Origin of the sequence: Bacillus sp. FSL M7-1345 (assembly GCF_038006985.1) — a bacterium.
In the GTDB taxonomy this organism is placed as follows: domain Bacteria; phylum Bacillota; class Bacilli; order Bacillales; family Bacillaceae_G; genus Bacillus_A; species Bacillus_A cereus_U.
In genome coordinates this window covers 3,480,374-3,503,137 of the sequence record NZ_JBBOWG010000001.1, presented here as the reverse complement: position 1 = coordinate 3,503,137, position 22,764 = coordinate 3,480,374, and the positions used below count along the sequence as shown (strand labels likewise).

The following is a 22,764-nucleotide window of genomic DNA, read 5'->3' as shown; positions in this document are numbered from 1 at the left end:
GATGAAAAGGAATCGAAAAAGACGGAACGAAATACTGGTACTGACGAGCTGAAAATTCTATTTCAGTAGAATAAGTTTGAAAAAGAAAGAGGACGAGTCATATGCTAAAAGGGAAAAAGATACTTCTATGTGTAACAGGAGGCATTGCAGTTTTTAAAGCGGCTGCGTTAACAAGTAAATTAACACAAGCTGGCGCTCTTGTAAAAGTAATGATGAGTGAGTCGGCAATGAAGTTTGTTACGCCTCTTACATTTCAAGCACTTTCTCGCCATGATGTATATACGGATACGTTTGATGAGAGAGACTCGGCTGTTATCGCTCATATTGATTTAGCGGATTGGGCAGATGTTGTACTTGTTGCACCGGCTACAGCTAATTGCATTGGAAAGTTAGCTGGCGGTATTGCTGATGATATGATTACAACTACTTTGTTAGCTACTACAGCTCCAGTGTGGATTGCACCGGCTATGAATGTGCATATGTATGAAAATAAAATTGTTCAAAAAAACATGATGACGTTAAAAACATTAGGATATACATTTATTGAGCCTGGGGAAGGTTTTTTAGCATGTGGTTATGTAGCAAAAGGAAGACTGGAAGAACCTGAAGCGATTATTGGACGGCTAGAAGAGGCTTTCTCAGAACAAAAACCATTGCAAGGAAAGCGAATATTAATAACAGCTGGACCGACACGTGAAAAGATTGATCCGGTTCGTTTTATGACGAATTTTTCTTCTGGAAAGATGGGGTATGCGATCGCAGAAGTTGCAGCAGGCTTAGGTGCTGATGTCATACTTGTGTCAGGACCGACAGCATTAGAGTCACCATTACATGTAACAAGAATACAAGTAGAATCTGCACAAGATATGTTAGAGGCAGTCCTTCAACATTATCAGAATGTGGATGTTGTCATCAAAACAGCAGCAGTTGCAGATTACCGCCCAAAATATGTGCATGATAATAAAATGAAAAAGAAAAATGGCGATGCTGTAATTGAATTAGAAAGAACAGTGGATATTTTAAAAACGTTAGGTGAGAAAAAGGACCAACAGTTACTTATCGGTTTTGCAGCTGAAACGACAAACATAGAGGAATACGCAACGAGAAAATTACGTGAGAAAAATGCAAATATGATTGTTGCGAATGACGTGAAGGCGCAAGGAGCTGGCTTTGGTACAGATACAAATATTGTGACAATGTATAGAAAAGATGGAGAAATTATTGAGCTGCCACTTTTAACGAAGAAAGAAGTGGCTCGTGAAATATTAAAGCAAATAGAAATGATGTTAGAAGATGATCATGTATGAAGTTTGCAAGTGTAATTGTTGATGTACCTGCACGTCAAACAGATCGACCGTTTGATTATATTATCCCTGAAAAATGGGAAGATATCGTGCAAACAGGAATGCGTGTAGTAGTCCCATTCGGTCCGAGGAAATTGCAAGGTTTTATTATTGGCATAAAGGATTCGGTTGATCTAGAAAGTAAAAAGTTAAAAGCGTTGTATGAAATATTAGATGTCACTCCGGTTTTAAATGATGAATTATTAAAGCTTGGGTATTGGCTTACAAATGAAACGTTATGTTATATGATATCAGCCTTTCAGGTGATGCTTCCGACGGCGATAAAAGCAACATATAAAAAGCGTCTGCAACTTCGTAACCAAGAAGAAGTAGTGCCAGAAATTCTTTCTTTATTTCAAGGGAAGGAAACGATAGATTGGGAAGCTATCGAAGCGCAGCCGCACCTATATCGCACTATTCAACAAGAAATTAAAAATGGTACGACTGAAGTGGTTTATCAAGTAAAGGATAAAGTGCAGAAGAAGAAACAAAGAGTAGTTCAACCGGAGTTGCCGGCAGATAAATTGGAATTAGCAGCATTTGAACTGAAAAGTAAAAAACAACAAGATGTACTCTATTATTTTGTAGAAAACTACAGAAGTGTACCGTTGAAAAATTTAACAGAAGAATTACAAATAACAGATGCTCCAATAAAATCACTTGTTAAAAAGGGTCTAATCTCAGAAAAGTATGTAGAAGTATACCGGAATCCGTATGACGATGATGATTTTGAACAAACGAAACCATTTCCGCTTACTGAGGAACAAAAACAAGTAATTACACCGATTTTGTCATCAATTACAAATGAAACTTACAATCCATTTTTACTATATGGTGTTACAGGAAGTGGTAAGACTGAAGTGTATTTACAATCTATAGCAGCGGTGCTTGAGAAAGGAAAAGAAGCAATTGTGCTTGTTCCTGAAATTGCGCTAACGCCCCAGATGGTAGATCGCTTTAAAGGTAGGTTCGGTTCGCAAGTTGCAGTTCTTCACAGTGCGCTTTCTGTTGGAGAAAAGTATGATGAATGGCGCAAAATTTTAAGAAAAGAAGTGAAAGTGGTAGTTGGTGCGCGTTCAGCTATTTTTGCTCCCTTTGAAAATTTAGGAATCATTATTATTGATGAGGAACATGAATCGAGTTATAAGCAAGAAGATAACCCGAAGTATCATGCGAGAGATGTAGCAGTGTGGAGAGGACAATACCATAAGTGTCCAATCGTTCTCGGAAGTGCAACGCCGACACTTGAATCGTTTGCTAGAGCGAAAAAAGGTGTCTATGGGTTGCTTACAATGGAAAAACGTATGAACAAACAAGCTTTGCCGACTGTAGAAATTGTTGATATGCGTGAAGAGCTTCGTGATGGAAATCGCTCAATGTTTTCAAAGGCACTGCATGAAAAAATAGCAGATCGATTAGAAAAGAAAGAACAAATGGTTCTCTTTTTAAATAGAAGGGGGCATTCTACGTTTGTGATGTGCCGTGATTGTGGGTATGTCGTACAATGTCCGCATTGTGATATTTCGTTGACATATCACAAAATGAACCATCGTTTAAAATGTCATTATTGTAGTCATGAGGAAAATATGCCAACGGAGTGTCCTGCTTGTAATAGTACGTATATTCGTTTCTTTGGTACAGGGACGCAAAAGGTTGAAGAAGAAATCACAAAACTATTCCCTGAGGCGCGGGTCATTCGAATGGATGTGGATACAACAAGCCGTAAAGGAATGCATGAAAAATTATTAAAGGCGTTTGGTGAAGAGAAAGCAGATATATTACTTGGAACACAAATGATTGCAAAAGGGCTTGATTTTCCGAAGGTGACGCTTGTTGGCGTTTTAACGGCGGATACGATGCTTCATCTACCTGATTTTCGGGCGAGTGAAAAGACGTATCAGCTATTGACACAAGTGAGTGGACGTGCAGGAAGACATGAATTGCCAGGGGAAGTTGTAATTCAAACGTATACGCCGGAACATTACAGTGTAGAATTAGCAAAGAATCAACAATATGATGTATTTTATGAGCACGAAATGCAAATGAGGCAAATGAGACAATATCCGCCATATTACTACGTTGTACTTGTAACTGTATCTCATCCGGAATTATTAAAGGCAGTCCAAGTGACGGAAAAAATTGTCGGTCATTTACGAACGCATTGTTCAAGGCAAACAATGGTGTTAGGGCCGGTTGCTTCAGCAATTCCAAGGATAAAAGATAGATATCGTTACCAATGCATGATAAAATACAAACGGGAACCAAACTTAAAGAACGTGCTCAAAATGGTAAATGAACATTATCAAGCAGAAATGCAAAAAGAGCTACAAATCTCAATTGATTTTAATCCAACAATGTTAATGTAGCGGAGGGAAATATGGCAGTTTTAGAAATTGTAAAGCATCCAAATGAAGTGTTAGAAACACCATGCGAAAGAGTAATTAACTTTGATAAAAAGTTAGTGAAATTGTTAAAAGATATGCATGAAACAATGTTAATTGCAGACGGAGTTGGTCTAGCTGCGCCACAAGTAGGTGTAAGCTTACAAGTTGCTGTTGTTGATATAGGTGATGATACGGGTAAAATTGAATTAATTAATCCTGTTATTTTAGAAAAACGTGGTGAACAAGTAGGTCCCGAAGGCTGCTTAAGCTTTCCGGGACTTTATGGTGAAGTGGAGCGTGCAGATTACATTAAAGTACGTGCGCAAAATCGTCGCGGTAAAATATTTTTATTAGAAGCGGATGACTTCTTAGCGCGTGCAATTCAGCATGAAATCGATCATTTACACGGTGTTTTATTTACATCTAAAGTGAAAAGATATTATGAAGCAGGCGAATTAGAATAGGTTTAAAAGGAGCGGTTTTTGAATGATGAAAGTAGTATTTATGGGGACACCGGACTTTTCTGTGCCGGTGCTTCGTCGTCTTATCGAGGACGGATATGACGTAGTGGGTGTTGTAACGCAACCGGATCGTCCAGTTGGTAGAAAAAAGGTTTTAACACCTACTCCTGTTAAAGTAGAAGCGGAAAAACATGGTATTCCAGTATTACAACCGTTAAAAATTCGTGAAAAAGACGAATATGAAAAAGTATTAGCACTAGAGCCAGACTTAATTGTAACAGCGGCATTTGGACAAATCGTACCGAATGAAATTTTAGAAGCGCCAAAGTATAGATGTATTAATGTCCACGCGTCATTACTTCCAGAACTTCGCGGTGGTGCACCAATTCATTATGCGATCATGGAAGGTAAAGAGAAAACAGGTATTACAATTATGTATATGGTAGAAAAATTAGATGCTGGCGATATATTAACACAAGTAGAAGTAGAAATTGAAGAGCGTGAAACAACAGGTTCATTATTTGATAAGTTAAGCGAAGCAGGAGCACACCTTTTATCTAAAACGGTTCCTTTACTAATTCAGGGTAAACTAGAACCAATTAAACAAAGTGAAGCTGAAGTGACGTTTGCATATAATATTAAACGTGAGCAAGAGATAATTGATTGGACAAAAACAGGTGAAGAAGTATACAATCACATTCGCGGATTGAATCCATGGCCAGTTGCTTATACGACTTTGGCAGGACAAGTTATTAAAGTATGGTGGGGAGAGAAAATCTCTATTACAGAGAAAGCTGAACCAGGTACAATAGTAGCTCTTGAAGAAGATGGATTTGTTGTTGCAACAGGGAATGAGACAGGTGTTAAAATCACTGAATTGCAACCGTCTGGTAAAAAGCGTATGAGTTGTTCACAATTTTTACGTGGAACAAAACCTGAAATTGGTACGAAGTTAGGAGAAAATGCATGAGACAAAATGTTCGTGAGTTAGCTCTGGATGGCTTAATTCAAGTAGAAAAAAGTGGTGCATATAGCAACTTACTTTTAAATAATCTGATCGAAAAAAATACAATTGACAGAAAAGATATTGGTTTATTAACTGAAATGGTATATGGAACAATTCAACGTCGTGACACACTAGATTATTATTTACAACCATTTTTAAGAAAAAAGGTTGAAGCGTGGGTAAGAGTGTTGCTTCGCCTATCTTTATATCAAATGTTATATTTAGACCGAGTTCCCGAAAGAGCGGCTATTCATGAAGCTGTTGAGATTGCAAAGCGTCGTGGGCATAAAGGGATTTCAGGTATGGTGAACGGAGTATTGCGTTCAATTCAGCGAGAAGGTGTACCTTCGTTAGAAGAAATCGAAAATCCAGTAGAACGTCTTGCAATTGCAACGAGTCACCCAATGTGGCTTGTACAAGAATGGGCATCCGAATATGGTTTAGAGACAGCAGAGAAAATGTGTGAAGTAAATATGTTGCCACCTGTACCAACAGCACGTGTAAATGTTGATAAAGTAACGGTAGAAGAAGCGGTTGCGTTATTAGCTGATGAGGGTATAGAAGCAAAACGTGGCGAATTGTCAGAGGATGCAATTCAAATTGAAAGAGGAAATGTCGCACATACAGAAGCGTTCAAAAAAGGTTTCCTTTCTATTCAAGATGAAAGCTCAATGCTTGTAGCACGTGCTTTAGAACCGAATAAAGGAGATGCAGTTCTAGATAGTTGTGCTGCTCCTGGCGGAAAAACAACTCATATTGCAGAGCGTTTGGACGGAACTGGTAAGGTAATGTCGCTTGATTTACACGCACATAAAGTACGTTTAATTGAACAACAGGCGAAGAGACTTGGTTTAGAAAATGTAGAAACGATGGCTTTAGATGCTAGAAAAGTTCAAGAGCATTTTGCAAATGAATCTTTTGACAAAATATTAGTAGATGCACCATGTTCTGGATTTGGTGTTATTAGACGTAAACCTGATATTAAGTTAGGTAAAGATAAGGGCGATAGTGAAAGGTTATCAACGATTCAACTTGCGATACTAGAAAAAATAGCACCATTGTTAAAACAAGGTGGTCGCCTTGTTTATAGTACGTGCACAATTGAAAAAATAGAAAATGAACAAGTAATAAAGCAATTTTTACAAGAGCATCCTGAATTTGAATGGGATACTACGATAAAAGACCGTATGCCAGAAAAGTTAAATCCGTATATTGATGAAGGTCAAGTACGAATTTTACCGCATTATTTTGCAACAGATGGCTTTTATATTGCTTGTTTAAGAAAGAAGGTGTAGCATCATGGAAACGACTGTAAAAAAACAAAAGAAGAATCTAGAAACAAAGAAACCATCAATTTATTCTTTACAACTTCATGAAATGCAAGATTGGTTAAAGGAACAAGGAGAACCTAAGTTCCGTGCAGGACAAATTTTTGATTGGCTATATAAAAAACGTGTAAAAAATTATGAGGATATGTCAAACCTTGCTAAAGGATTGCGCGATAAATTGTCGAATTCCTTTGATATTACTACTTTAAACACTTTAGTAAAACAAACGTCTTCGGATGGAACGATTAAATTCCTATTCCAGTTATATGATGGGTACTCTATTGAAACTGTACTAATGCGACATGAGTATGGAAATTCCATTTGTGTAACAACACAGGTGGGTTGCCGCATTGGCTGTACGTTCTGTGCATCTACACTTGGTGGGTTAAAACGAAACTTAGAGGCTGGAGAAATTGTAGCGCAAGTAGTAGAAGTTCAGCGTGCACTTGATGAAACAGAAGAACGTGTAAGTTCTCTTGTTGTTATGGGAATTGGAGAACCGTTTGATAATTATGATAACTTAATGTCATTCTTACGCATTGTAAATCATGAAAAAGGAATTCATATTGGTGCAAGACATATGACAGTTTCAACAAGTGGAATTGTTCCGAAAATTTATAAGTTCGCTGAAGAAGATATGCAAATCAATTTTGCGATTTCATTGCATGCTGCAAATACAGAGATACGTTCAAAATTAATGCCGATTAACCGTGCTTATAAGCTACCTGATTTAATGGAAGCTGTTAAATACTATGTAAATAGAACAGGGCGTCGTATTACATTTGAATATGGCTTATTTGGAGGAGAAAATGACCAAGTTGAGCACGCTGAAGAACTTGCTGCGCTCTTAAAAGGTGTAAAATGTCATGTAAACTTAATTCCGGTAAACTACGTGCCAGAACGTGATTATGTACGTACGCCACGAGAGCAAATTTTCTTATTTGAAAAGACGTTAAAAGATCGTGGAGTGAATGTAACAATTCGCCGTGAACAAGGTCATGATATTGATGCAGCCTGCGGTCAGTTGCGTGCAAAGGAGCGCAAAGAAGAGACGAGGTGACGAGATGAAAGCCGTGTTTCTATCGGATAAAGGGAAAGTTCGTCAACATAATGAAGATAGTGCAGGAGTTTTTCGCAATTTAGATGGAAATATTTTAGCGGTAGTAGCAGATGGAATGGGAGGTCATCGAGCTGGCGATGTAGCTAGCTCGATGGCTATTCAATTATTCCATGATTATTGGAAGCAAACGCATAATATGAATGAGCCTAAAAAGGTAGAAAAGTGGTTACATACTAACGTTGGAATTATTAATGAGCGCATATATGCTTACTCTCAGCAGCATGTAGAATGTAATGGCATGGGAACAACGGTTATCGTGGCGATTTGTACACCTAGCTTTGTAACAATAGGTCATATAGGAGATAGTCGTTGTTATATGGTATCAGAGGGAGAAACATCGCTTGTAACGGAAGATCACTCACTTGTAAATGAACTTGTTAGGCACGGTGAAATTTCAAAAGAAGATGCAGAATATCACCCGAAAAAGAATGTTCTGTTAAGAGCGTTAGGAACAGAAGAAAAAGTCGGACTAGATGTTAAAACATTGGTGCTCGAAGAAGACGATCAATTGCTTCTTTGCTCTGATGGATTGTCTAACAAAGTCCCTATGGCTGATATGCAACAAATTTTACAATTGAATGAACAGCTCGAGGCGAAGGGAGAGCATCTCATTCAATTAGCAAATGATCGTGGTGGAGAAGATAATATCACCCTCGTTATTATTGATTATGCGGATTCGACAAACGAAAGTAGGTGAAGTGCAACGTGCTGATTGGAAAACGCTTAAATGACCGTTATAAGCTGCTGAAAATGATTGGCGGTGGAGGAATGGCCAATGTATATTTAGCTCATGATGATATACTTGGCCGAGATGTAGCGGTAAAAATATTAAGACTCGACTATTCAAATAATGAAGAGTTTATTAAACGTTTCCATCGAGAAGCGCAATCTGTTACAACGTTGTCGCATCCAAATATTGTGAATATGTATGATGTTGGGGAAGAGGATGGTATATATTATCTTGTAATGGAATATGTACCTGGACGAACATTGAAGCAATACATAATCGATCGAGGGATGTTACCGATAGGAGAAGCTCTTGATATAATGGAGCAGTTAACGTCCGCTATGGCACACGCCCATCATTTTGAGATTGTACATCGCGATATTAAACCGCACAATATTTTGATTCGAGATGACGGAGTGATAAAAGTAACAGACTTTGGAATTGCGACAGCTACAAGTGCAGCAACGATTACACATACAAATTCGGTGCTCGGTTCGGTGCATTATTTATCACCAGAACAAGCGCGCGGCGGTATAGCGAATAAACAATCAGATATTTATTCACTTGGGATTGTTATGTTTGAATTGTTAACAGGAAGACAACCGTTTTCTGGTGAATCTGCTGTTGCAATTGCGTTAAAACATTTACAAAATGAAATGCCATCTCCAAAAAGATGGAATGAAAATATTCCACAAAGTGTTGAAAATATTATATTAAAGGCGACTGCGAAAGATCCATTTCATCGATATCAATCTGCTAACGCGATGAAACGAGATATTGAAACAGCACTATACCCAGAACGAATAAATGAACAACCATTTTACATACCAGAAGATATGGAAGCAACGAAAGCGATTCCGATTATTCAACAAGAACAACTATTTCAAAATGTAAGTGATGAAACGATTGTATTAAAAGGAAGTAAAGTGGATGAACAAGTAAGAAAAGAAGAGACCGAATCAGGTAAGAAGAAAAAACGAAGTAATAAATGGCTGAAAGTTTTAATTACAACATTTTTATTTTTAGCAATAGGGATAACCTTAGCACTTACTGTTATTCCAGGCTTCTTTATTCCGAAAGATGTGAAGGTTCCTGATGTGGCTGGTATGAAATATACGACAGCTGTAAATACATTAGTTGAAAAAGGGTTTGAAGTTACTGAACCTAATCTTGTATATACAGATGATGTTGAAGCCGGAAAAGTGATAAAAACAGATCCTATAGCAGGAAGAGTAGTAAAAGAAAACTCTAAAATTACTATCTATCAATCAGGTGGAAAAAAGAAAAGTAAGATGCGTGATTTGACAGGAAAAGATTTCGAGAGTATAAGAGCTGAGTTAGAAGAAAAATATAAACAAGTTACAATAAATTATATTGAAAATGATAAGCCGAAAGGTGAAATTGTAGAGCAAATACCAACGCCTGATCAAATGGTTATAGAGGCGGAACAAGAACTGAAAGTTTGGGTAAGTAAAGGACCTTATCAAATAAGACCAGGTGATTTTTCAGGATGGACTGAAAATAGTGTAAAAGGTTATTTAAATGAAAGAAAGCTCGTTTCTGATATAAAAAGAGAGTATTCAGATACGGTTGATAAAGGCCTTGTTATTTCACAGTTACCAAAGCCTGGGACACCTTTAAAAGAAGGAGATAAAGTATCGATTGTTATCTCCGATGGTCCGAAGCCTAAAGTGACGAAAACGGTAAAAGTGGATAACATTTCTATCCCATATGAAGCTTCTGCAACAGGTGATAAAAAGCCGCAAACAATAGAAATTTATAAAGAAGATATGCAGCAAAAAATGGATAAACCAGTTGAAACGAGAACAATTACTGAGTCAGCGATTATTTCTTTAGAATTTGTAATTCAAGAAGGTGCAAAGGGACACTATAAGATTGTCCGAGATGGAGTAACGATTATGGACAAAGAAGTACCATATCCAGCTCAATAATAGTGAATTCCATCGTCCTTATATAGAAGATGGAATTCACTACTCTTGCCTGTTATGCTGTCTACATCGTGGACTGTATAACAGGCAAAAATATATGATTCAAAAAGCTGTAAAAGTGATACTGTTGTAAATAATATTTCAAATTTGATGGTAGATTAAATATATGAACCTGGATATATATTTGGTGGGTTTTGAAATAATTGTTTAAAGAACTCTAGTCTATTCATATTTAATTGCAGTTTCATTTTATACAAAATAAAGGAGAATTATATGCCAGAAGGAAAAATTGTAAAAGCTCTAAGTGGGTTTTATTATGTGCAGAATGAGGAAGGGATTACACAATGTCGCGGGCGTGGTGTATTTAGAAAGAATAAAATTACACCACTTGTAGGAGACCAAGTTGTTTTTCAAGCGGATAATCCGAATGAAGGTTATGTGTTAGAAGTATTTGATCGAAAAAATGAACTTGTTAGACCTCCTATTGCTAATGTTGATCAAGCTATTCTTGTTTTCTCTGCAGTAGAACCAGATTTTAATCCAGGACTGTTAGATCGATTTTTAGTATTGATTGAATATCATAACATTAAACCGATTATTTGTATTAGTAAGATGGATTTAGTAGATGAAAAAATGAGAGAAACTGTTGAATCTTATGCAAATGATTATCGTGAAATGGGTTATGATGTGTTGTTTACTTCTATAAATACATCGGAAAGTATTGATATTCTGAAACCATTCTTAGAAGGTTGTATTTCCGTCGTTGCAGGCCAATCTGGTGTTGGGAAATCTTCAATGCTAAACGTATTACGTCCAGATTTAGAATTGAAAACTAATGATATTTCTTCACATTTAGGACGTGGAAAGCATACGACAAGACACGTGGAATTAATTACAGTTGGAAGCGGACTTGTTGCGGATACACCTGGTTTTAGTTCGCTTGATTTCATAGATATAGAGGTAGAAGATCTTACATATTGTTTTCCAGAGTTGAAAGAAGCGAGCCAATACTGTAAATTTAGAGGGTGTACACACCTTGCTGAACCGAAATGCGCGGTGAAAGCTGCGATTGAAGAAGGAAAGATTACCGAATATCGTTATAAGAATTACAAACAATTCGTAGAAGAAATTAGAGAGAGAAAGCCGAGGTATTAGTCATGATTAAAATTGCACCATCGATTTTATCAGCAGATTTTTCAAGATTAGGGGAAGAGATTAAAGATGTAGAAAAAGGTGGAGCTGACTACATTCACGTCGATGTAATGGATGGACATTTCGTACCAAATATTACGATTGGACCATTAATTGTAGAAGCAATCCGTCCGATTACATCATTACCGTTAGATGTACATTTAATGATTGAAAATCCTGATAACTATATCCCAACTTTCGCAAAAGCAGGAGCTGATATTATTACTGTCCATGTAGAAGCTTGTCCACATCTACATCGTACAATTCAGTTAATTAAATCTCATGACATTAAAGCGGGAGTTGTATTAAATCCACATACTCCAGTTTCAACGATTGAGCATGTATTAGAAGATATAGACATGGTATTACTTATGACAGTAAATCCTGGATTTGGCGGACAGAAATTTATTCATTCTGTATTACCGAAAATCAAACAAGTTGCAGAAATGGTTAAAGAGCGAAATCTACAAGTGGAAATTGAAGTTGATGGTGGTGTCAACGCTGAAACAGCAAGACTTTGTATTGAAGCAGGAGCGAATGTTCTTGTAGCGGGATCAGCAGTATACAATCAAAAAGACCGCGGTGAAGCAATTCGTGTAATTCGCGGATAAAGAATGAACCGTTATCCTAGTGAAGCTTCTAGTTCATTAAGACTTCACTATTTATACATGTTAGAGTGGCAAATAAGGAGAAAGGCAATCTACCGAATGGCAGATTGCCTTTTTACAATAGAAGGGGAAGGAAAAATGATTATTCATATTTTAGCGGGAGGACCTGCAGAATACTGCGCAGATTTTTCTCGGTATGAAAATGAAGAAGTAGTTTGGGCGGCCGTTGATAGAGGAGTGTACCGTTTGTTGAAAAGGGGAATCACTCCGGCTGTTGCGTTTGGGGATTATGATTCAGTTACTGATGAGGAATTAGCATGGATGGGACAGCAGACAAATGAATTACATATTGTCCCGCGAGAAAAAGATCAAACAGATTTAGAAATTGCAATTAGCTGGGCTTTAGAACAGAAACCAAAGTTAATTCGTATTTTTGGTGCTACTGGTGGAAGACTTGATCATGGTTTAGCAAATATTCAGATGCTTTTAAAGGGATTAGAAGTAAACATAGAGATGTGTATTGTAGACAATAAAAATGAAATAATGGTGAAAAAGTTTGGTATGTATATAATTGAAGGAAACGAACATTTTCCATACGTATCATTTGTACCAGTTACTGAAAGGGTAGAAGGTATTACACTTCACGGTTTTAAGTACCCTCTTACTAATAAAACAATAGAGTGGGGATCGACACTTTGTATTAGTAATGAACTCATTGAGGAAAAAGGTAATTTTTCATTTACTTCTGGCATATTAATGATGATAAGAAGCACTGATTGAAGAAACAATTTTGCTCCTTGCATCATATAGTGAACAAGTGGAGTAATGGGGATTAGGAGGGAAACCATGAGATTTTATACAATTAAGTTACCTAAATTTCTTGGTGGAATTGTTCGTGCGATGTTAAATACCTTCAAAAAAGACTAAAAAAAGCACCTATTACCGGTGCTTTTTCCATTGGTATAATAAAAAAAGAGCCTAGCGGCTCTTTTTTTTATTATTAAACACGTTCGATTTTGCCAGATTTTAATGCTCTAGCAGAAACGTAAACACGTTGAACTTTTCCGTCGATGCGTACGCGAACTTTTTGAAGGTTAGCGCCCCATTTACGTTTTGTAGCGTTCATTGCGTGAGAACGAGAGTTACCAGAACGAGCTTTTCTTCCAGTGATAGCACAAACACGAGCCATTTATATTTCCCTCCCTTAACTACCGTAACATACGTAATTTTTCAATGTTAGCCTTTTATGCGATGCTAAAAACACTACTATAATTTAACACAACTAAAAAGAGAATGCAACACCGTAGGAAAAAGAAATCAAGAAAAAATACTTGACACTATATGTCAATGAAGAAAAGGTGAAATCAAGAAAAATTGCTTGACATATTATAGTGGTACATGTTGTATAATAACAATGGACTATTTTGCTCATCATAAAAAAATGTAATTTAAAACATAAAATATGAGAGTGAAAAAGAAAGAACGATGGAATTTTCTTTGAAAAGATTATATGATAGTAACTAAAGTAGTCTAGCTCACTTTCACCATTTATGAAGGGGGAAACGAGATGTCAATTGAAATTAAAACGAAGTACGGTCAAATTGATATTAGTACAGATGTAATTGCAACAATTGCTGGAGGTGCCGCAGTAGATTGCTACGGTATCGTAGGTATGGCATCAAAAAATCAGTTAAAAGATGGATTAACAGACATTTTACGAAAAGAAAACTTCACTAGAGGCGTTATTGTTCGTAAAGATGAAGATGAAGTACATATTGATATGTATATTATTGTGAGCTATGGTACGAAAATTTCAGAAGTAGCACATAACGTGCAGACTAAAGTGAAATATACATTAGATCAAACTGTAGGACTAGCAGTAGATTCTGTAAACATCTACGTACAAGGAGTTAAAGTAATAAACTTGTAATGTGCATTAAGGAGGAAAATCTGTGTCAATTCAAAAAATTGATGGAAAACGTTTATCACAAATGATCATTCAAGGAGCCAATAATTTAACAAATAATGTTCAGCTTGTTGATGCATTAAACGTATTTCCAGTTCCAGATGGCGATACCGGTACAAACATGAACTTATCAATGACTTCAGGCGCACGTGAAGTGAAAGCAAATCTTTCACAGCATGCTGGTAAAGTCGGCGTAAGTTTAGCCAAAGGATTATTAATGGGGGCTCGTGGTAACTCTGGGGTTATTTTATCTCAGTTATTCCGTGGTTTCTCTAAATCCATTGAACAAAAAGAAGAATTAACGACAGTTGATTTTGCTGCAGCTTTAGAAGCTGGAGTAGAGGCAGCTTACAAAGCGGTTATGAAACCAATTGAAGGAACGATTTTAACGGTTGCAAGAGAAACGGGTAAATATGCAGTGACAGTTGCGAAAAAACAGCGCGACTTTGTTTTGTTTATGGAAGACGTTGTAAAAGAAGCAAACGCATCGTTAAATCGTACGCCAGATTTATTACCTGTATTAAAACAAGTTGGCGTTGTAGATAGCGGTGGTAAAGGTCTTGTTGTTGTGTATGAAGGATTTTTAGCTGACTTAAAAGGAGAAACGATTTCTTCTAATATGCCTGCCCAACCATCTATGAATGACATGGTACGCGCAGAACATCACCGTAGTGTACAAAGCCAATTGAGTACAGAAGATATTAAGTATGGATATTGTACGGAATTCATGGTGAAATTAGAGCCTGAAAAAATGAAGGAACATAATTTCTCTGAACAAAAATTCCGTGAAGATATTAGTGTGTACGGAGATTCACTACTTGTTGTATCGGATGATGAGGTTGTAAAGGTTCATATTCATGCGGAACATCCTGGAGAACCTATGAACTATGGACAACGTTACGGTAGTCTAATTAAGATCAAAGTAGAAAATATGCGTGAACAGCATACTGCTTTATTAGATGAACCTACCATGGTGCCTGAACAAACGAATCAGCCAATAGAGAAACAACCGTATGGTATTGTAACTGTAGCTATGGGATCGGGTATTAAAACTTTATTTGAGAGCATTGGCGCAACGAAAGTTATCGAAGGTGGCCAAACGATGAATCCGAGTACGGAGGATATTGTGAAGGCGATTGAAGAGGCGAATGCTGAAAAAATCATCATCTTACCAAATAACGGGAATATCGTGATGGCAGCAGAACAAGCAGCGTCAGTTGTAGAACAAGAAGTTATTGTTATTCGTTCAAAAACAGTTCCTCAAGGTATGGCTGCAATGTTAGCATTTAATCCAGTTGGAACGCTAGAAGAGAATGAAGAAAACATGAAAGAAGCTTTAGCTCATGTGAAAACAGGTCAGATTACGTATGCTGTTCGTGATACGGAAATTGACGGTGTAGCGATTCAAAAAGATGATTTCATGTGTCTTGCAGATGGGAAAATCGTATCTACAAATGCTGAGAAAGTAGGAGCTGCAAAGCAATTACTAGAAGCGCTAATTGATGAGGATTCTGAAATCGTAACGATCCTACAAGGTGAAGATGCAACAGATGAAGAAGTGGCTGAATTAGTTGCATTTGTAGAAGAGAACTTTGAAGATGCAGAAGTAGAAGTACATGCAGGGAACCAACCGGTGTATTCTTTCATCTTCTCTGTAGAATAAGATAAGATTTGAAAATAAATGGGTTACTTACTTGCTAATGGATAAGAAATAGTGATATGAAATTTATTACTAGTTTTTATTCAAAAGGCTAGCATATTGATGATAGAAAAGAGCCTTGCTGCTAATAGTGAGGCTCTTTTCTTACGTATTGTACAACTTTGTTTTATCCCGCTATTTGTGGGCAGTAAAACTTCCATCCCTAAATTCGGCTGGAGCAAAGAAGTTAGGTGGGAGATAAACTGCCCGTAAACGCCCGATTGGTGAAGGCTAATAATCAGTGGGGGATGAACAAAACCCCCACTGATTATAGTTTCACTTTATACAGAGGGATTAGAGTAGTTTCTCTTAGAATGCCTATGATAGAATATATAAGGTGAAAGAGAGCAATTACAGATGTCAATGATATTAATGGATAATCAATAGAATGAATCAAAGAAAATAATGTGACGGAGCGTGAGAATCTTGAATGAAGTTGTACAAGTTCCTGTTACGGATGTAAAGGGAATCGGAGGAGAAACATCTGAGTTGTTACACGAGATGGGAATTTATACAGTTTCTCATCTATTAGAACATTTTCCGTACCGCTATGAAGACTATGCGATGAAAGATCTTGCTGAAGTAAAGCATGACGAGCGTGTAACAGTTGAGGGAAAAGTTCATAGTGCTCCTTTACTGCAATATTATGGGAAGAAGAAGTCACGTCTTACAGTTCGTGTTCTCGTCGGTCGTTATTTAATTACAGCTGTATGTTTTAATAGACCATACTATAAACAAAAGTTAAATCTAGATGAAACGGTAACGATTACTGGTAAATGGGATCAGCATCGCCAAACAATTGCTGTATCAGAACTGAATTTTGGACCGGTTGTACGACAACAAGAAGTAGAACCTGTATATTCAGTGAAAGGAAAACTGACAGTAAAACAGATGCGCCGTTTTGTTGCACAAGCATTTAAGGAGTATGGAGATTCTATAGTCGAAGTGTTACCAGATGGTTTGTTAAGTCGATATAAATTATTATCACGCTATGAAGCGCTCAGAGGGTTACATTTTCCAGTGGGACAGGAAGACTTAAAGCAAGCGCGTCGCCGTTTTGTATATGAGGAGTTTTTCTTGTTTCAGTTGAAAATGCAAACATTACGGAAAATGGAAAGGGAAAACTCGAAAGGGACGAAAAAAGAAATTTCATTAGTAGAATTGCAAGAGTTTACTGATGCACTTCCGTTTCCCTTAACTGGTGCACAACGCCGGGTTGTAGATGAAATAATGAAAGATATGACATCTCCGTACCGAATGAATCGATTATTGCAAGGGGATGTAGGTTCTGGGAAAACAGTTGTTGCTGCGATTGCTCTTTATGCGGCGAAATTGGCTCATTATCAAGGTGCTTTGATGGTTCCTACAGAAATTTTAGCCGAACAACATTATCAGTCGCTCGCGGAGACGTTTTCACATTTCGGTATGAAGGTTGAATTGCTAACAAGTTCTGTTAAAGGTGCGAGACGTCGAGAAATTTTGTCGAGATTAGAACAAGGAGAGGTAGACATCCTTGTTGGGACGCACGCTTTAATTCAAGACGAAGTTATATTTCATAGGTTAGGTCTCGTTATTACCGATGAACAGCATCGATTTGGTGTGGCGCAGCGCCGGGTTTTACGTGAGAAAGGTGAAAGTCCAGATGTGTTGTTTATGACGGCGACCCCAATCCCGCGTACGTTAGCTATCACTGCATTTGGAGAGATGGACGTTTCTATTATCGATGAAATGCCAGCTGGTAGAAAGGTAATCGAAACGTACTGGGCAAAACATGATATGTTAGATCGTGTTCTCGGCTTTGTGGAGAAAGAGATAAAAAAAGGAAGACAGGCATATGTTATTTGCCCTCTTATTGAAGAGTCTGAGAAGCTTGATGTACAAAATGCTATCGACTTACATAGTATGCTGACTCATCATTATCAAGGGAAATGCCAAGTTGGATTAATGCATGGGAGACTATCATCCCAAGAAAAAGAAGAGATAATGGGACAGTTTAGTGAAAATAAAGTGCAAATTCTTGTGTCGACAACAGTTGTTGAAGTAGGTGTGAATGTACCAAATGCGACTGTTATGGTTATTTATGATGCGGAACGTTTCGGTTTATCACAGCTCCATCAGCTGAGGGGGCGTGTTGGGCGTGGTAGTGAACAATCATATTGTTTATTAATTGCGGACCCAAAATCAGAAACGGGAAAAGAAAGAATGCGCATTATGACTGAAACAAATGATGGATTTGTATTATCAGAAAAAGATTTAGAGTTACGAGGTCCTGGGGATTTCTTTGGAAGTAAGCAAAGTGGTCTACCAGAATTTAAGGTTGCTGATATGGTGCATGATTATCGGGCGTTAGAAACAGCAAGACAAGATGCGGCGATACTAGTTGATTCAGAAGCGTTTTGGCATAATGATCAGTATGCTTCGCTGCGTACTTATCTTAATGGGACAGGTGTGTTCCAGGGAGAGAAGCTCGATTAAAAGTAGTCTGCAAAAGTTTTTGTTGCATTCTACTTTTAATGATTATATACTACTTTTAGTACCTAGTCATAAAAAATGGATGGTGCGGTATGAAAAAAAGAAGAAGTAAAAAAGAAAGACAAGAATTATTACAACAAACAATAGAAACGAATCCTTTTATAACGGATGAAGATTTAGCGGAAAAATTTCAAGTGAGCATACAAACTGTTCGTCTTGATCGTATGGAATTATCTATTCCTGAATTAAGAGAACGAATTAAGTATGTGGCTACAAAACAACATGAAGAAGATGTGAAATCTTTACCGTTAGAAGAGGTTGTCGGAGAAATTATCGATATAGAATTAGATAGACATGCGATTTCTATCTTTGAAGTAAAGGTAGAACATGTATTTAAAAGAAATCAAATTGCTCGTGGGCATCATTTGTTTGCGCAAGCAAACTCACTAGCTGTTGCGGTTATTGATGAAGAATTAGCTTTAACTGCAAAGTCCACCATTCGATATATTCGTCCTGTAAAATTAGGAGAGCGTGTTGTTGCAAAAGCACGTGTTGAAGATGTAGAGAATGATAAAGGACGGACGGTTGTCAAAGTGCGTAGCTTTGTAGGAGAAGAACTTGTTTTTACAGGCACTTTTGAAATGTATCGATCTAGTAATTATAGTGAGGAAGGTAACAACTTATGAAAATCGCAATAGATGCAATGGGCGGCGATCATGCACCAAAGGCTGTAGTATTAGGAGCAATGAAAGCTATTAAGGAATACTCAGATTTACATATTACGTTAGTAGGGAAAGAAGAGGGAATTCGTCAATATTTAACGAGTGAAGAACGAATTACTATACTTCATACGGACGAAAAAATTGAATCGACAGACGAACCAGTAAGAGCGGTTCGTCGAAAAAAACAAGCTTCAATGGTACTAGCGGCGCAGCAAGTAAAAGACGGCGTAGCGGATGCTTGTATATCAGCAGGTAGTACAGGAGCTTTGATGGCAGCTGGATTGTTTGTTATTGGTCGTATGGAAGGAATTGAACGACCAGCTTTATCACCTACAATGCCAACTGTTGATGGAGAAGGTTTTGTTATGTTAGATGTTGGAGCCAACGTTGATGCAAAACCAATTCATTTATATCAATATGCAGTAATGGGCTCTGTTTACGCAGAGAAGGTAAGAGGAATTAAAAATCCACGCGTTGGACTTTTAAACGTTGGAACAGAGGATGGTAAAGGAAACGAGCTTTCAAAACAGGTCTTTGCTATGCTCAAGGATGCACCAATTAATTTCGTTGGAAACGTTGAATCAAGAGATTTATTGCAAGGTGTAGCAGACGTTGTTGTATGTGATGGTTTTACGGGTAATGTAGCGCTAAAATCATTAGAAGGAACAGCACTTGCGTTATTCTCTATGTTAAAAGAACAATTAATGAGTTCGTTTACGAGCAAATTAGCAGCAGCGGTATTAAAACCAAAACTTATGGTATTGAAAGATAAAATGGATTATTCGGAGTATGGAGGAGCGGCGTTGTTTGGATTGAAAGCTCCTGTCATTAAGGCTCACGGTTCTTCTAATGACCAATCGATATTTAGTGCGATTCGTCAAACGAGAGAAATGGTAGCGAAAGAAGTAATTCCTACAATTTCAAGTGTAATGGAGAAGGAGCCGCTTCAATAAGAGGAGGATTTGAAATGGGAAAAATAGCATTTCTTTTTCCGGGCCAAGGTTCACAGGCAGTTGGAATGGGTAGACAGTTAGCGGAGAATAATAAAGAGGTTGCGAAAGTGTTTGCAAAAGCGGATGAGGTTTTGCATGATTCTCTTTCAGAAGTGATTTTTGAAGGACCGCAGGAAAAGTTAACATTAACGACAAATGCGCAGCCGGCACTATTAACAACGAGCTTTGCAATTTTAACAGCTTTGAAGGAGTATGATATTACACCTGATTTTGTCGCAGGACATAGTTTGGGTGAATATAGCGCTCTTGTAGCTGCTGGTGCATTAACATTTGAAGACGCTGTATATGCTGTAAGGAAACGCGGGGAATATATGGAAGAAGCTGTTCCAGGCGGGGAAGGTGCAATGGCAGCTATTTTAGGTGCGGATCCGGATATGCTGAAACGAGTTACAGAAGAAGTAACAAGTGAAGGATACGCAGTACAAATTGCTAATATGAATAGTACGAAGCAAATTGTTATTTCTGGAACAAAGCAAGGAGTAGAACTTGCTTCTCAAAGAGCGAAAGAAAATGGCGCTAAAAGAGCAATTCCGCTCAAAGTAAGTGGACCGTTTCATTCCTCGCTTATGAAACCAGCTGCTGAGAAATTCCAAAGTGTTTTAAATGAAATTACAATTCAAGACACGAATATTCCTATTATTGCAAATGTTACGGCGGATGTTATTACACGTGGTACAGATATTCAAGAAAAGCTAATTGAACAGCTCTATTCGCCTGTATTATGGTACCCATCTATTGAGTATATGGTGAATCAAGGGGTAGATACATTCATTGAAATCGGACCTGGAAAAGTACTTGCTGGTCTTATGAAGTCGATTGATTCTTCAGTGAAAGCATATGCGATATATGATGAAGAGACATTAAAAGATACCATTTCAAATTTGAGAGGAGAAAGCTGATGTTAAAAGGGAAAGTAGCATTAGTAACTGGTGCTTCACGTGGGATTGGTCGTGCGATTGCCATTGATTTAGCGAAACAAGGGGCAAATGTTGTAGTAAATTATGCTGGTAATGAGCAAAAGGCGAATGAAGTAGTTGATGAAATAAAGAAATTAGGTTCAGATGCCATTGCAGTAAGAGCAGATGTTGCAAATGCTGATGATGTTACAAGTATGGTGAAACAAACTGTAGATACGTTTGGACAAGTTGATATTCTTGTAAATAACGCTGGTGTAACAAAAGATAATTTATTAATGCGTATGAAAGAAGAAGAATGGGATACAGTTATTAATACAAACTTAAAAGGTGTTTTCTTATGTACGAAAGCAGTATCGCGCTATATGATGCGTCAACGTCATGGACGTATTATTAATATCGCTTCTGTTGTTGGTGTAACAGGAAACCCAGGACAAGCAAATTATGTAGCTGCTAAAGCTGGTGTAATTGGATTAACAAAAACATCAGCAAAAGAATTAGCGAGCCGAAATATTACTGTAAATGCAATTGCTCCAGGGTTTATTGCGACTGATATGACGGATGTATTAGATGAAAATATAAAAGCAGAAATGTTAAAATTAATTCCTGCGGCTCAGTTTGGAGAAGCACAAGATATCGCAAATACTGTAACGTTTTTCGCTTCTGATCAAAGTAAATATGTTACAGGTCAAACGTTAAATGTTGACGGCGGTATGGTAATGTAATAAAAGAATCGATTTCACCTAGTTTTTTTGGACAATATTTTATATAATATTTGAGGGGAGGTGAATAAAATGGCAGATGTTTTAGAGCGTGTAACAAAAATTGTCGTTGATCGTTTAGGAGTAGAAGAAACTGAAGTAGTACCAGCTGCAAGCTTCAAAGAAGATTTGGGCGCAGACTCCCTAGATGTAGTAGAACTTGTAATGCAATTAGAAGATGAATTCGAAATGGAAATTTCTGATGAAGATGCTGAAAAGATTGCTACTGTTGGCGATGCTGTGACTTACATAGAGAGTCATCTATAATGCTTAAGTGAAGTCCCGTTTTTTAACGGGGCTTCTCGGCTTATATCTGGAGGGACCTATGCCGTACCGAAAACATAGAGAAAAAAAATACGAAACAAAATATCGTGAAGCTTTTAAAGTATTTCAAGAAAAGATAGGTATTACGTTTACAGATGAAAAATTATTGATTCAAGCATTTACGCATTCATCGTATGTGAATGAGCATCGAAAAAAACCGCATGAGGACAATGAGCGTCTTGAATTTCTTGGCGATGCTGTATTGGAACTCACTGTATCACAGTATCTGTTTCAAAAATATCCGACAATGAGCGAAGGAGAGTTAACAAAACTACGTGCAGCTATTGTATGTGAGCCATCTCTTGTTCGTTTTGCAAACGAAATGTCATTTGGTAGCCTTGTTTTATTAGGAAAAGGTGAGGAAATGACGGGTGGACGTGAACGACCAGCTTTATTAGCGGATGTCTTTGAAGCGTTTATTGGTGCCCTTTATCTTGATCAAGGGCTCGAAACAGTTTGGGGATACTTAAAAGAAGTTGTATATCCAAAAATTAATGAAGGTGCTTTTTCTCATGTGATGGATTATAAGAGTCAATTGCAAGAATTGATTCAGCGTGATGGTAGTGGCAATGTTGAGTATCAAATTTTGCAAGAAAAAGGACCGGCCCACAACCGAGAATTTGTGTCCCGTGTAACTTTAAATAATGAGGCATTAGGTCTTGGAAGTGGTAAGTCAAAAAAAGAGGCAGAGCAACAAGCTGCTGCAGAAGCATTGAAAAAATTAAAAGAACAATCATAAGGAATCCCCCTTTGAATGAGGGGGATTCCTTATGCAT

Annotated in this window: 22 protein-coding genes; 21 read left to right on the top strand and 1 reads right to left on the bottom strand. The window is 37.5% G+C overall.

Features of this window, described 5'->3' with window-relative positions:
- Positions 1 to 101: 101 nt before the first annotated feature.
- The 12 genes from coaBC to spoVM all read left to right on the top strand — a co-directional run bounded on the left by coaBC (position 102) and on the right by spoVM (position 13,044).
- A complete protein-coding gene (gene coaBC, locus MHB76_RS18165) occupies positions 102 to 1,307 on the top strand; it encodes a bifunctional phosphopantothenoylcysteine decarboxylase/phosphopantothenate--cysteine ligase CoaBC (protein ID WP_002160721.1) in 1,206 nt (401 codons plus the stop codon).
- Positions 1,304 to 3,709 carry a primosomal protein N' gene (gene priA, locus MHB76_RS18160; RefSeq protein WP_340987316.1) on the top strand — a complete coding sequence of 802 codons (2,406 nt, stop codon included), beginning with the start codon at positions 1,304 to 1,306 and terminating at the stop codon, positions 3,707 to 3,709. The genes coaBC and priA overlap by 4 nt, the downstream gene beginning before the upstream one ends.
- A gap of 11 nt (positions 3,710 to 3,720) precedes the next feature.
- Positions 3,721 to 4,191 carry a peptide deformylase gene (def, locus tag MHB76_RS18155; protein ID WP_002014496.1) on the top strand — a complete coding sequence of 157 codons (471 nt, stop codon included), beginning with the start codon at positions 3,721 to 3,723 and terminating at the stop codon, positions 4,189 to 4,191.
- Between the two features lie 22 nt (positions 4,192 to 4,213).
- Entirely contained in the window at positions 4,214 to 5,158 is a 945-nt protein-coding gene (gene fmt / locus MHB76_RS18150; protein WP_002160723.1) for a methionyl-tRNA formyltransferase, read from the top strand.
- Positions 5,155 to 6,489: a 16S rRNA (cytosine(967)-C(5))-methyltransferase RsmB gene (gene rsmB / locus MHB76_RS18145; RefSeq protein WP_002088220.1), complete on the top strand. Its 1,335-nt coding sequence runs from the start codon at positions 5,155 to 5,157 to the stop codon at positions 6,487 to 6,489. Before fmt ends, rsmB begins: the two co-directional genes overlap by 4 nt.
- A gap of 4 nt (positions 6,490 to 6,493) precedes the next feature.
- Positions 6,494 to 7,582, top strand: a complete 1,089-nt coding sequence (gene rlmN / locus MHB76_RS18140; RefSeq protein WP_002014500.1) for a 23S rRNA (adenine(2503)-C(2))-methyltransferase RlmN — start codon at positions 6,494 to 6,496, stop codon at positions 7,580 to 7,582.
- A 4-nt stretch (positions 7,583 to 7,586) separates the two neighbouring features.
- The gene (locus MHB76_RS18135; protein ID WP_016106009.1) at positions 7,587 to 8,339 is read left to right on the top strand and encodes a Stp1/IreP family PP2C-type Ser/Thr phosphatase; all 753 of its coding nucleotides are present in this window, start codon (positions 7,587 to 7,589) and stop codon (positions 8,337 to 8,339) included.
- A gap of 8 nt (positions 8,340 to 8,347) precedes the next feature.
- Entirely contained in the window at positions 8,348 to 10,321 is a 1,974-nt protein-coding gene (gene pknB / locus MHB76_RS18130; protein WP_016106008.1) for a Stk1 family PASTA domain-containing Ser/Thr kinase, read from the top strand.
- A gap of 270 nt (positions 10,322 to 10,591) precedes the next feature.
- Positions 10,592 to 11,473: a ribosome small subunit-dependent GTPase A gene (rsgA, locus tag MHB76_RS18125; protein WP_016106007.1), complete on the top strand. Its 882-nt coding sequence runs from the start codon at positions 10,592 to 10,594 to the stop codon at positions 11,471 to 11,473.
- Between the two features lie 2 nt (positions 11,474 to 11,475).
- A complete protein-coding gene (gene rpe / locus MHB76_RS18120; protein ID WP_002111395.1) occupies positions 11,476 to 12,120 on the top strand; it encodes a ribulose-phosphate 3-epimerase in 645 nt (214 codons plus the stop codon).
- Positions 12,121 to 12,216: 96 nt separating this feature from the next.
- Positions 12,217 to 12,897, top strand: a complete 681-nt coding sequence (locus MHB76_RS18115; RefSeq protein WP_033714868.1) for a thiamine diphosphokinase — start codon at positions 12,217 to 12,219, stop codon at positions 12,895 to 12,897.
- 66 nt (positions 12,898 to 12,963) lie between these two features.
- Positions 12,964 to 13,044, top strand: a complete 81-nt coding sequence (gene spoVM, locus MHB76_RS18110) for a stage V sporulation protein SpoVM (RefSeq protein WP_001213599.1) — start codon at positions 12,964 to 12,966, stop codon at positions 13,042 to 13,044.
- A gap of 73 nt (positions 13,045 to 13,117) precedes the next feature.
- Here the strand turns inward: spoVM and rpmB are convergent, their stop codons facing one another.
- Positions 13,118 to 13,306, bottom strand: coding sequence for a 50S ribosomal protein L28 (gene rpmB, locus MHB76_RS18105; protein WP_000124776.1), 189 nt, complete (start codon positions 13,304 to 13,306; stop codon positions 13,118 to 13,120).
- 378 nt (positions 13,307 to 13,684) lie between these two features.
- Between rpmB and MHB76_RS18100 the strand changes: the two genes are divergently transcribed.
- The 9 genes from MHB76_RS18100 to rncS all read left to right on the top strand — a co-directional run bounded on the left by MHB76_RS18100 (position 13,685) and on the right by rncS (position 22,727).
- Positions 13,685 to 14,047 carry an Asp23/Gls24 family envelope stress response protein gene (locus MHB76_RS18100; protein ID WP_000021109.1) on the top strand — a complete coding sequence of 121 codons (363 nt, stop codon included), beginning with the start codon at positions 13,685 to 13,687 and terminating at the stop codon, positions 14,045 to 14,047.
- 22 nt (positions 14,048 to 14,069) lie between these two features.
- Positions 14,070 to 15,746 (top strand): DAK2 domain-containing protein, encoded by a 1,677-nt coding sequence (locus MHB76_RS18095; protein WP_002160728.1) that lies wholly within the window; start codon positions 14,070 to 14,072, stop codon positions 15,744 to 15,746.
- A gap of 462 nt (positions 15,747 to 16,208) precedes the next feature.
- Positions 16,209 to 18,257, top strand: coding sequence for an ATP-dependent DNA helicase RecG (gene recG, locus MHB76_RS18090; protein WP_078172931.1), 2,049 nt, complete (start codon positions 16,209 to 16,211; stop codon positions 18,255 to 18,257).
- Positions 18,258 to 18,346: 89 nt separating this feature from the next.
- A complete protein-coding gene (gene fapR, locus MHB76_RS18085; RefSeq protein ID WP_078172932.1) occupies positions 18,347 to 18,940 on the top strand; it encodes a transcription factor FapR in 594 nt (197 codons plus the stop codon).
- Positions 18,937 to 19,929, top strand: coding sequence for a phosphate acyltransferase PlsX (gene plsX, locus MHB76_RS18080; RefSeq protein ID WP_002160729.1), 993 nt, complete (start codon positions 18,937 to 18,939; stop codon positions 19,927 to 19,929). Before fapR ends, plsX begins: the two co-directional genes overlap by 4 nt.
- 14 nt (positions 19,930 to 19,943) lie before the next feature.
- Entirely contained in the window at positions 19,944 to 20,888 is a 945-nt protein-coding gene (gene fabD, locus MHB76_RS18075) for an ACP S-malonyltransferase (protein ID WP_002160730.1), read from the top strand.
- Positions 20,888 to 21,628, top strand: a complete 741-nt coding sequence (gene fabG, locus MHB76_RS18070; RefSeq protein ID WP_016106004.1) for a 3-oxoacyl-[acyl-carrier-protein] reductase — start codon at positions 20,888 to 20,890, stop codon at positions 21,626 to 21,628. Before fabD ends, fabG begins: the two co-directional genes overlap by 1 nt.
- A gap of 69 nt (positions 21,629 to 21,697) precedes the next feature.
- Positions 21,698 to 21,931, top strand: coding sequence for an acyl carrier protein (gene acpP, locus MHB76_RS18065; RefSeq protein WP_002014515.1), 234 nt, complete (start codon positions 21,698 to 21,700; stop codon positions 21,929 to 21,931).
- 58 nt (positions 21,932 to 21,989) lie between these two features.
- Positions 21,990 to 22,727 carry a ribonuclease III gene (gene rncS / locus MHB76_RS18060; protein WP_016106003.1) on the top strand — a complete coding sequence of 246 codons (738 nt, stop codon included), beginning with the start codon at positions 21,990 to 21,992 and terminating at the stop codon, positions 22,725 to 22,727.
- Positions 22,728 to 22,764: the final 37 nt, after the last annotated feature.

What these genes read in the sequence shown, in the direction of transcription:
- coaBC (WP_002160721.1), top strand. Translation starts at nt 102, where the DNA reads ATGCTAAAAGGGAAAAAGATACTTCTATGTGTAACAGGAGGCATTGCA.
- priA (WP_340987316.1), top strand. Translation starts at nt 1,304, where the DNA reads ATGAAGTTTGCAAGTGTAATTGTTGATGTACCTGCACGTCAAACAGAT.
- def (WP_002014496.1), top strand. Translation starts at nt 3,721, where the DNA reads ATGGCAGTTTTAGAAATTGTAAAGCATCCAAATGAAGTGTTAGAAACA.
- fmt (WP_002160723.1), top strand. Translation starts at nt 4,214, where the DNA reads ATGATGAAAGTAGTATTTATGGGGACACCGGACTTTTCTGTGCCGGTG.
- rsmB (WP_002088220.1), top strand. Translation starts at nt 5,155, where the DNA reads ATGAGACAAAATGTTCGTGAGTTAGCTCTGGATGGCTTAATTCAAGTA.
- rlmN (WP_002014500.1), top strand. Translation starts at nt 6,494, where the DNA reads ATGGAAACGACTGTAAAAAAACAAAAGAAGAATCTAGAAACAAAGAAA.
- MHB76_RS18135 (WP_016106009.1), top strand. Translation starts at nt 7,587, where the DNA reads ATGAAAGCCGTGTTTCTATCGGATAAAGGGAAAGTTCGTCAACATAAT.
- rsgA (WP_016106007.1), top strand. Translation starts at nt 10,592, where the DNA reads ATGCCAGAAGGAAAAATTGTAAAAGCTCTAAGTGGGTTTTATTATGTG.
- rpe (WP_002111395.1), top strand. Translation starts at nt 11,476, where the DNA reads ATGATTAAAATTGCACCATCGATTTTATCAGCAGATTTTTCAAGATTA.
- MHB76_RS18115 (WP_033714868.1), top strand. Translation starts at nt 12,217, where the DNA reads ATGGCAGATTGCCTTTTTACAATAGAAGGGGAAGGAAAAATGATTATT.
- spoVM (WP_001213599.1), top strand. Translation starts at nt 12,964, where the DNA reads ATGAGATTTTATACAATTAAGTTACCTAAATTTCTTGGTGGAATTGTT.
- rpmB (WP_000124776.1), bottom strand. Translation starts at nt 13,306, where the DNA reads ATGGCTCGTGTTTGTGCTATCACTGGAAGAAAAGCTCGTTCTGGTAAC.
- MHB76_RS18100 (WP_000021109.1), top strand. Translation starts at nt 13,685, where the DNA reads ATGTCAATTGAAATTAAAACGAAGTACGGTCAAATTGATATTAGTACA.
- fapR (WP_078172932.1), top strand. Translation starts at nt 18,347, where the DNA reads ATGAAAAAAAGAAGAAGTAAAAAAGAAAGACAAGAATTATTACAACAA.
- plsX (WP_002160729.1), top strand. Translation starts at nt 18,937, where the DNA reads ATGAAAATCGCAATAGATGCAATGGGCGGCGATCATGCACCAAAGGCT.
- fabD (WP_002160730.1), top strand. Translation starts at nt 19,944, where the DNA reads ATGGGAAAAATAGCATTTCTTTTTCCGGGCCAAGGTTCACAGGCAGTT.
- fabG (WP_016106004.1), top strand. Translation starts at nt 20,888, where the DNA reads ATGTTAAAAGGGAAAGTAGCATTAGTAACTGGTGCTTCACGTGGGATT.
- acpP (WP_002014515.1), top strand. Translation starts at nt 21,698, where the DNA reads ATGGCAGATGTTTTAGAGCGTGTAACAAAAATTGTCGTTGATCGTTTA.
- rncS (WP_016106003.1), top strand. Translation starts at nt 21,990, where the DNA reads ATGCCGTACCGAAAACATAGAGAAAAAAAATACGAAACAAAATATCGT.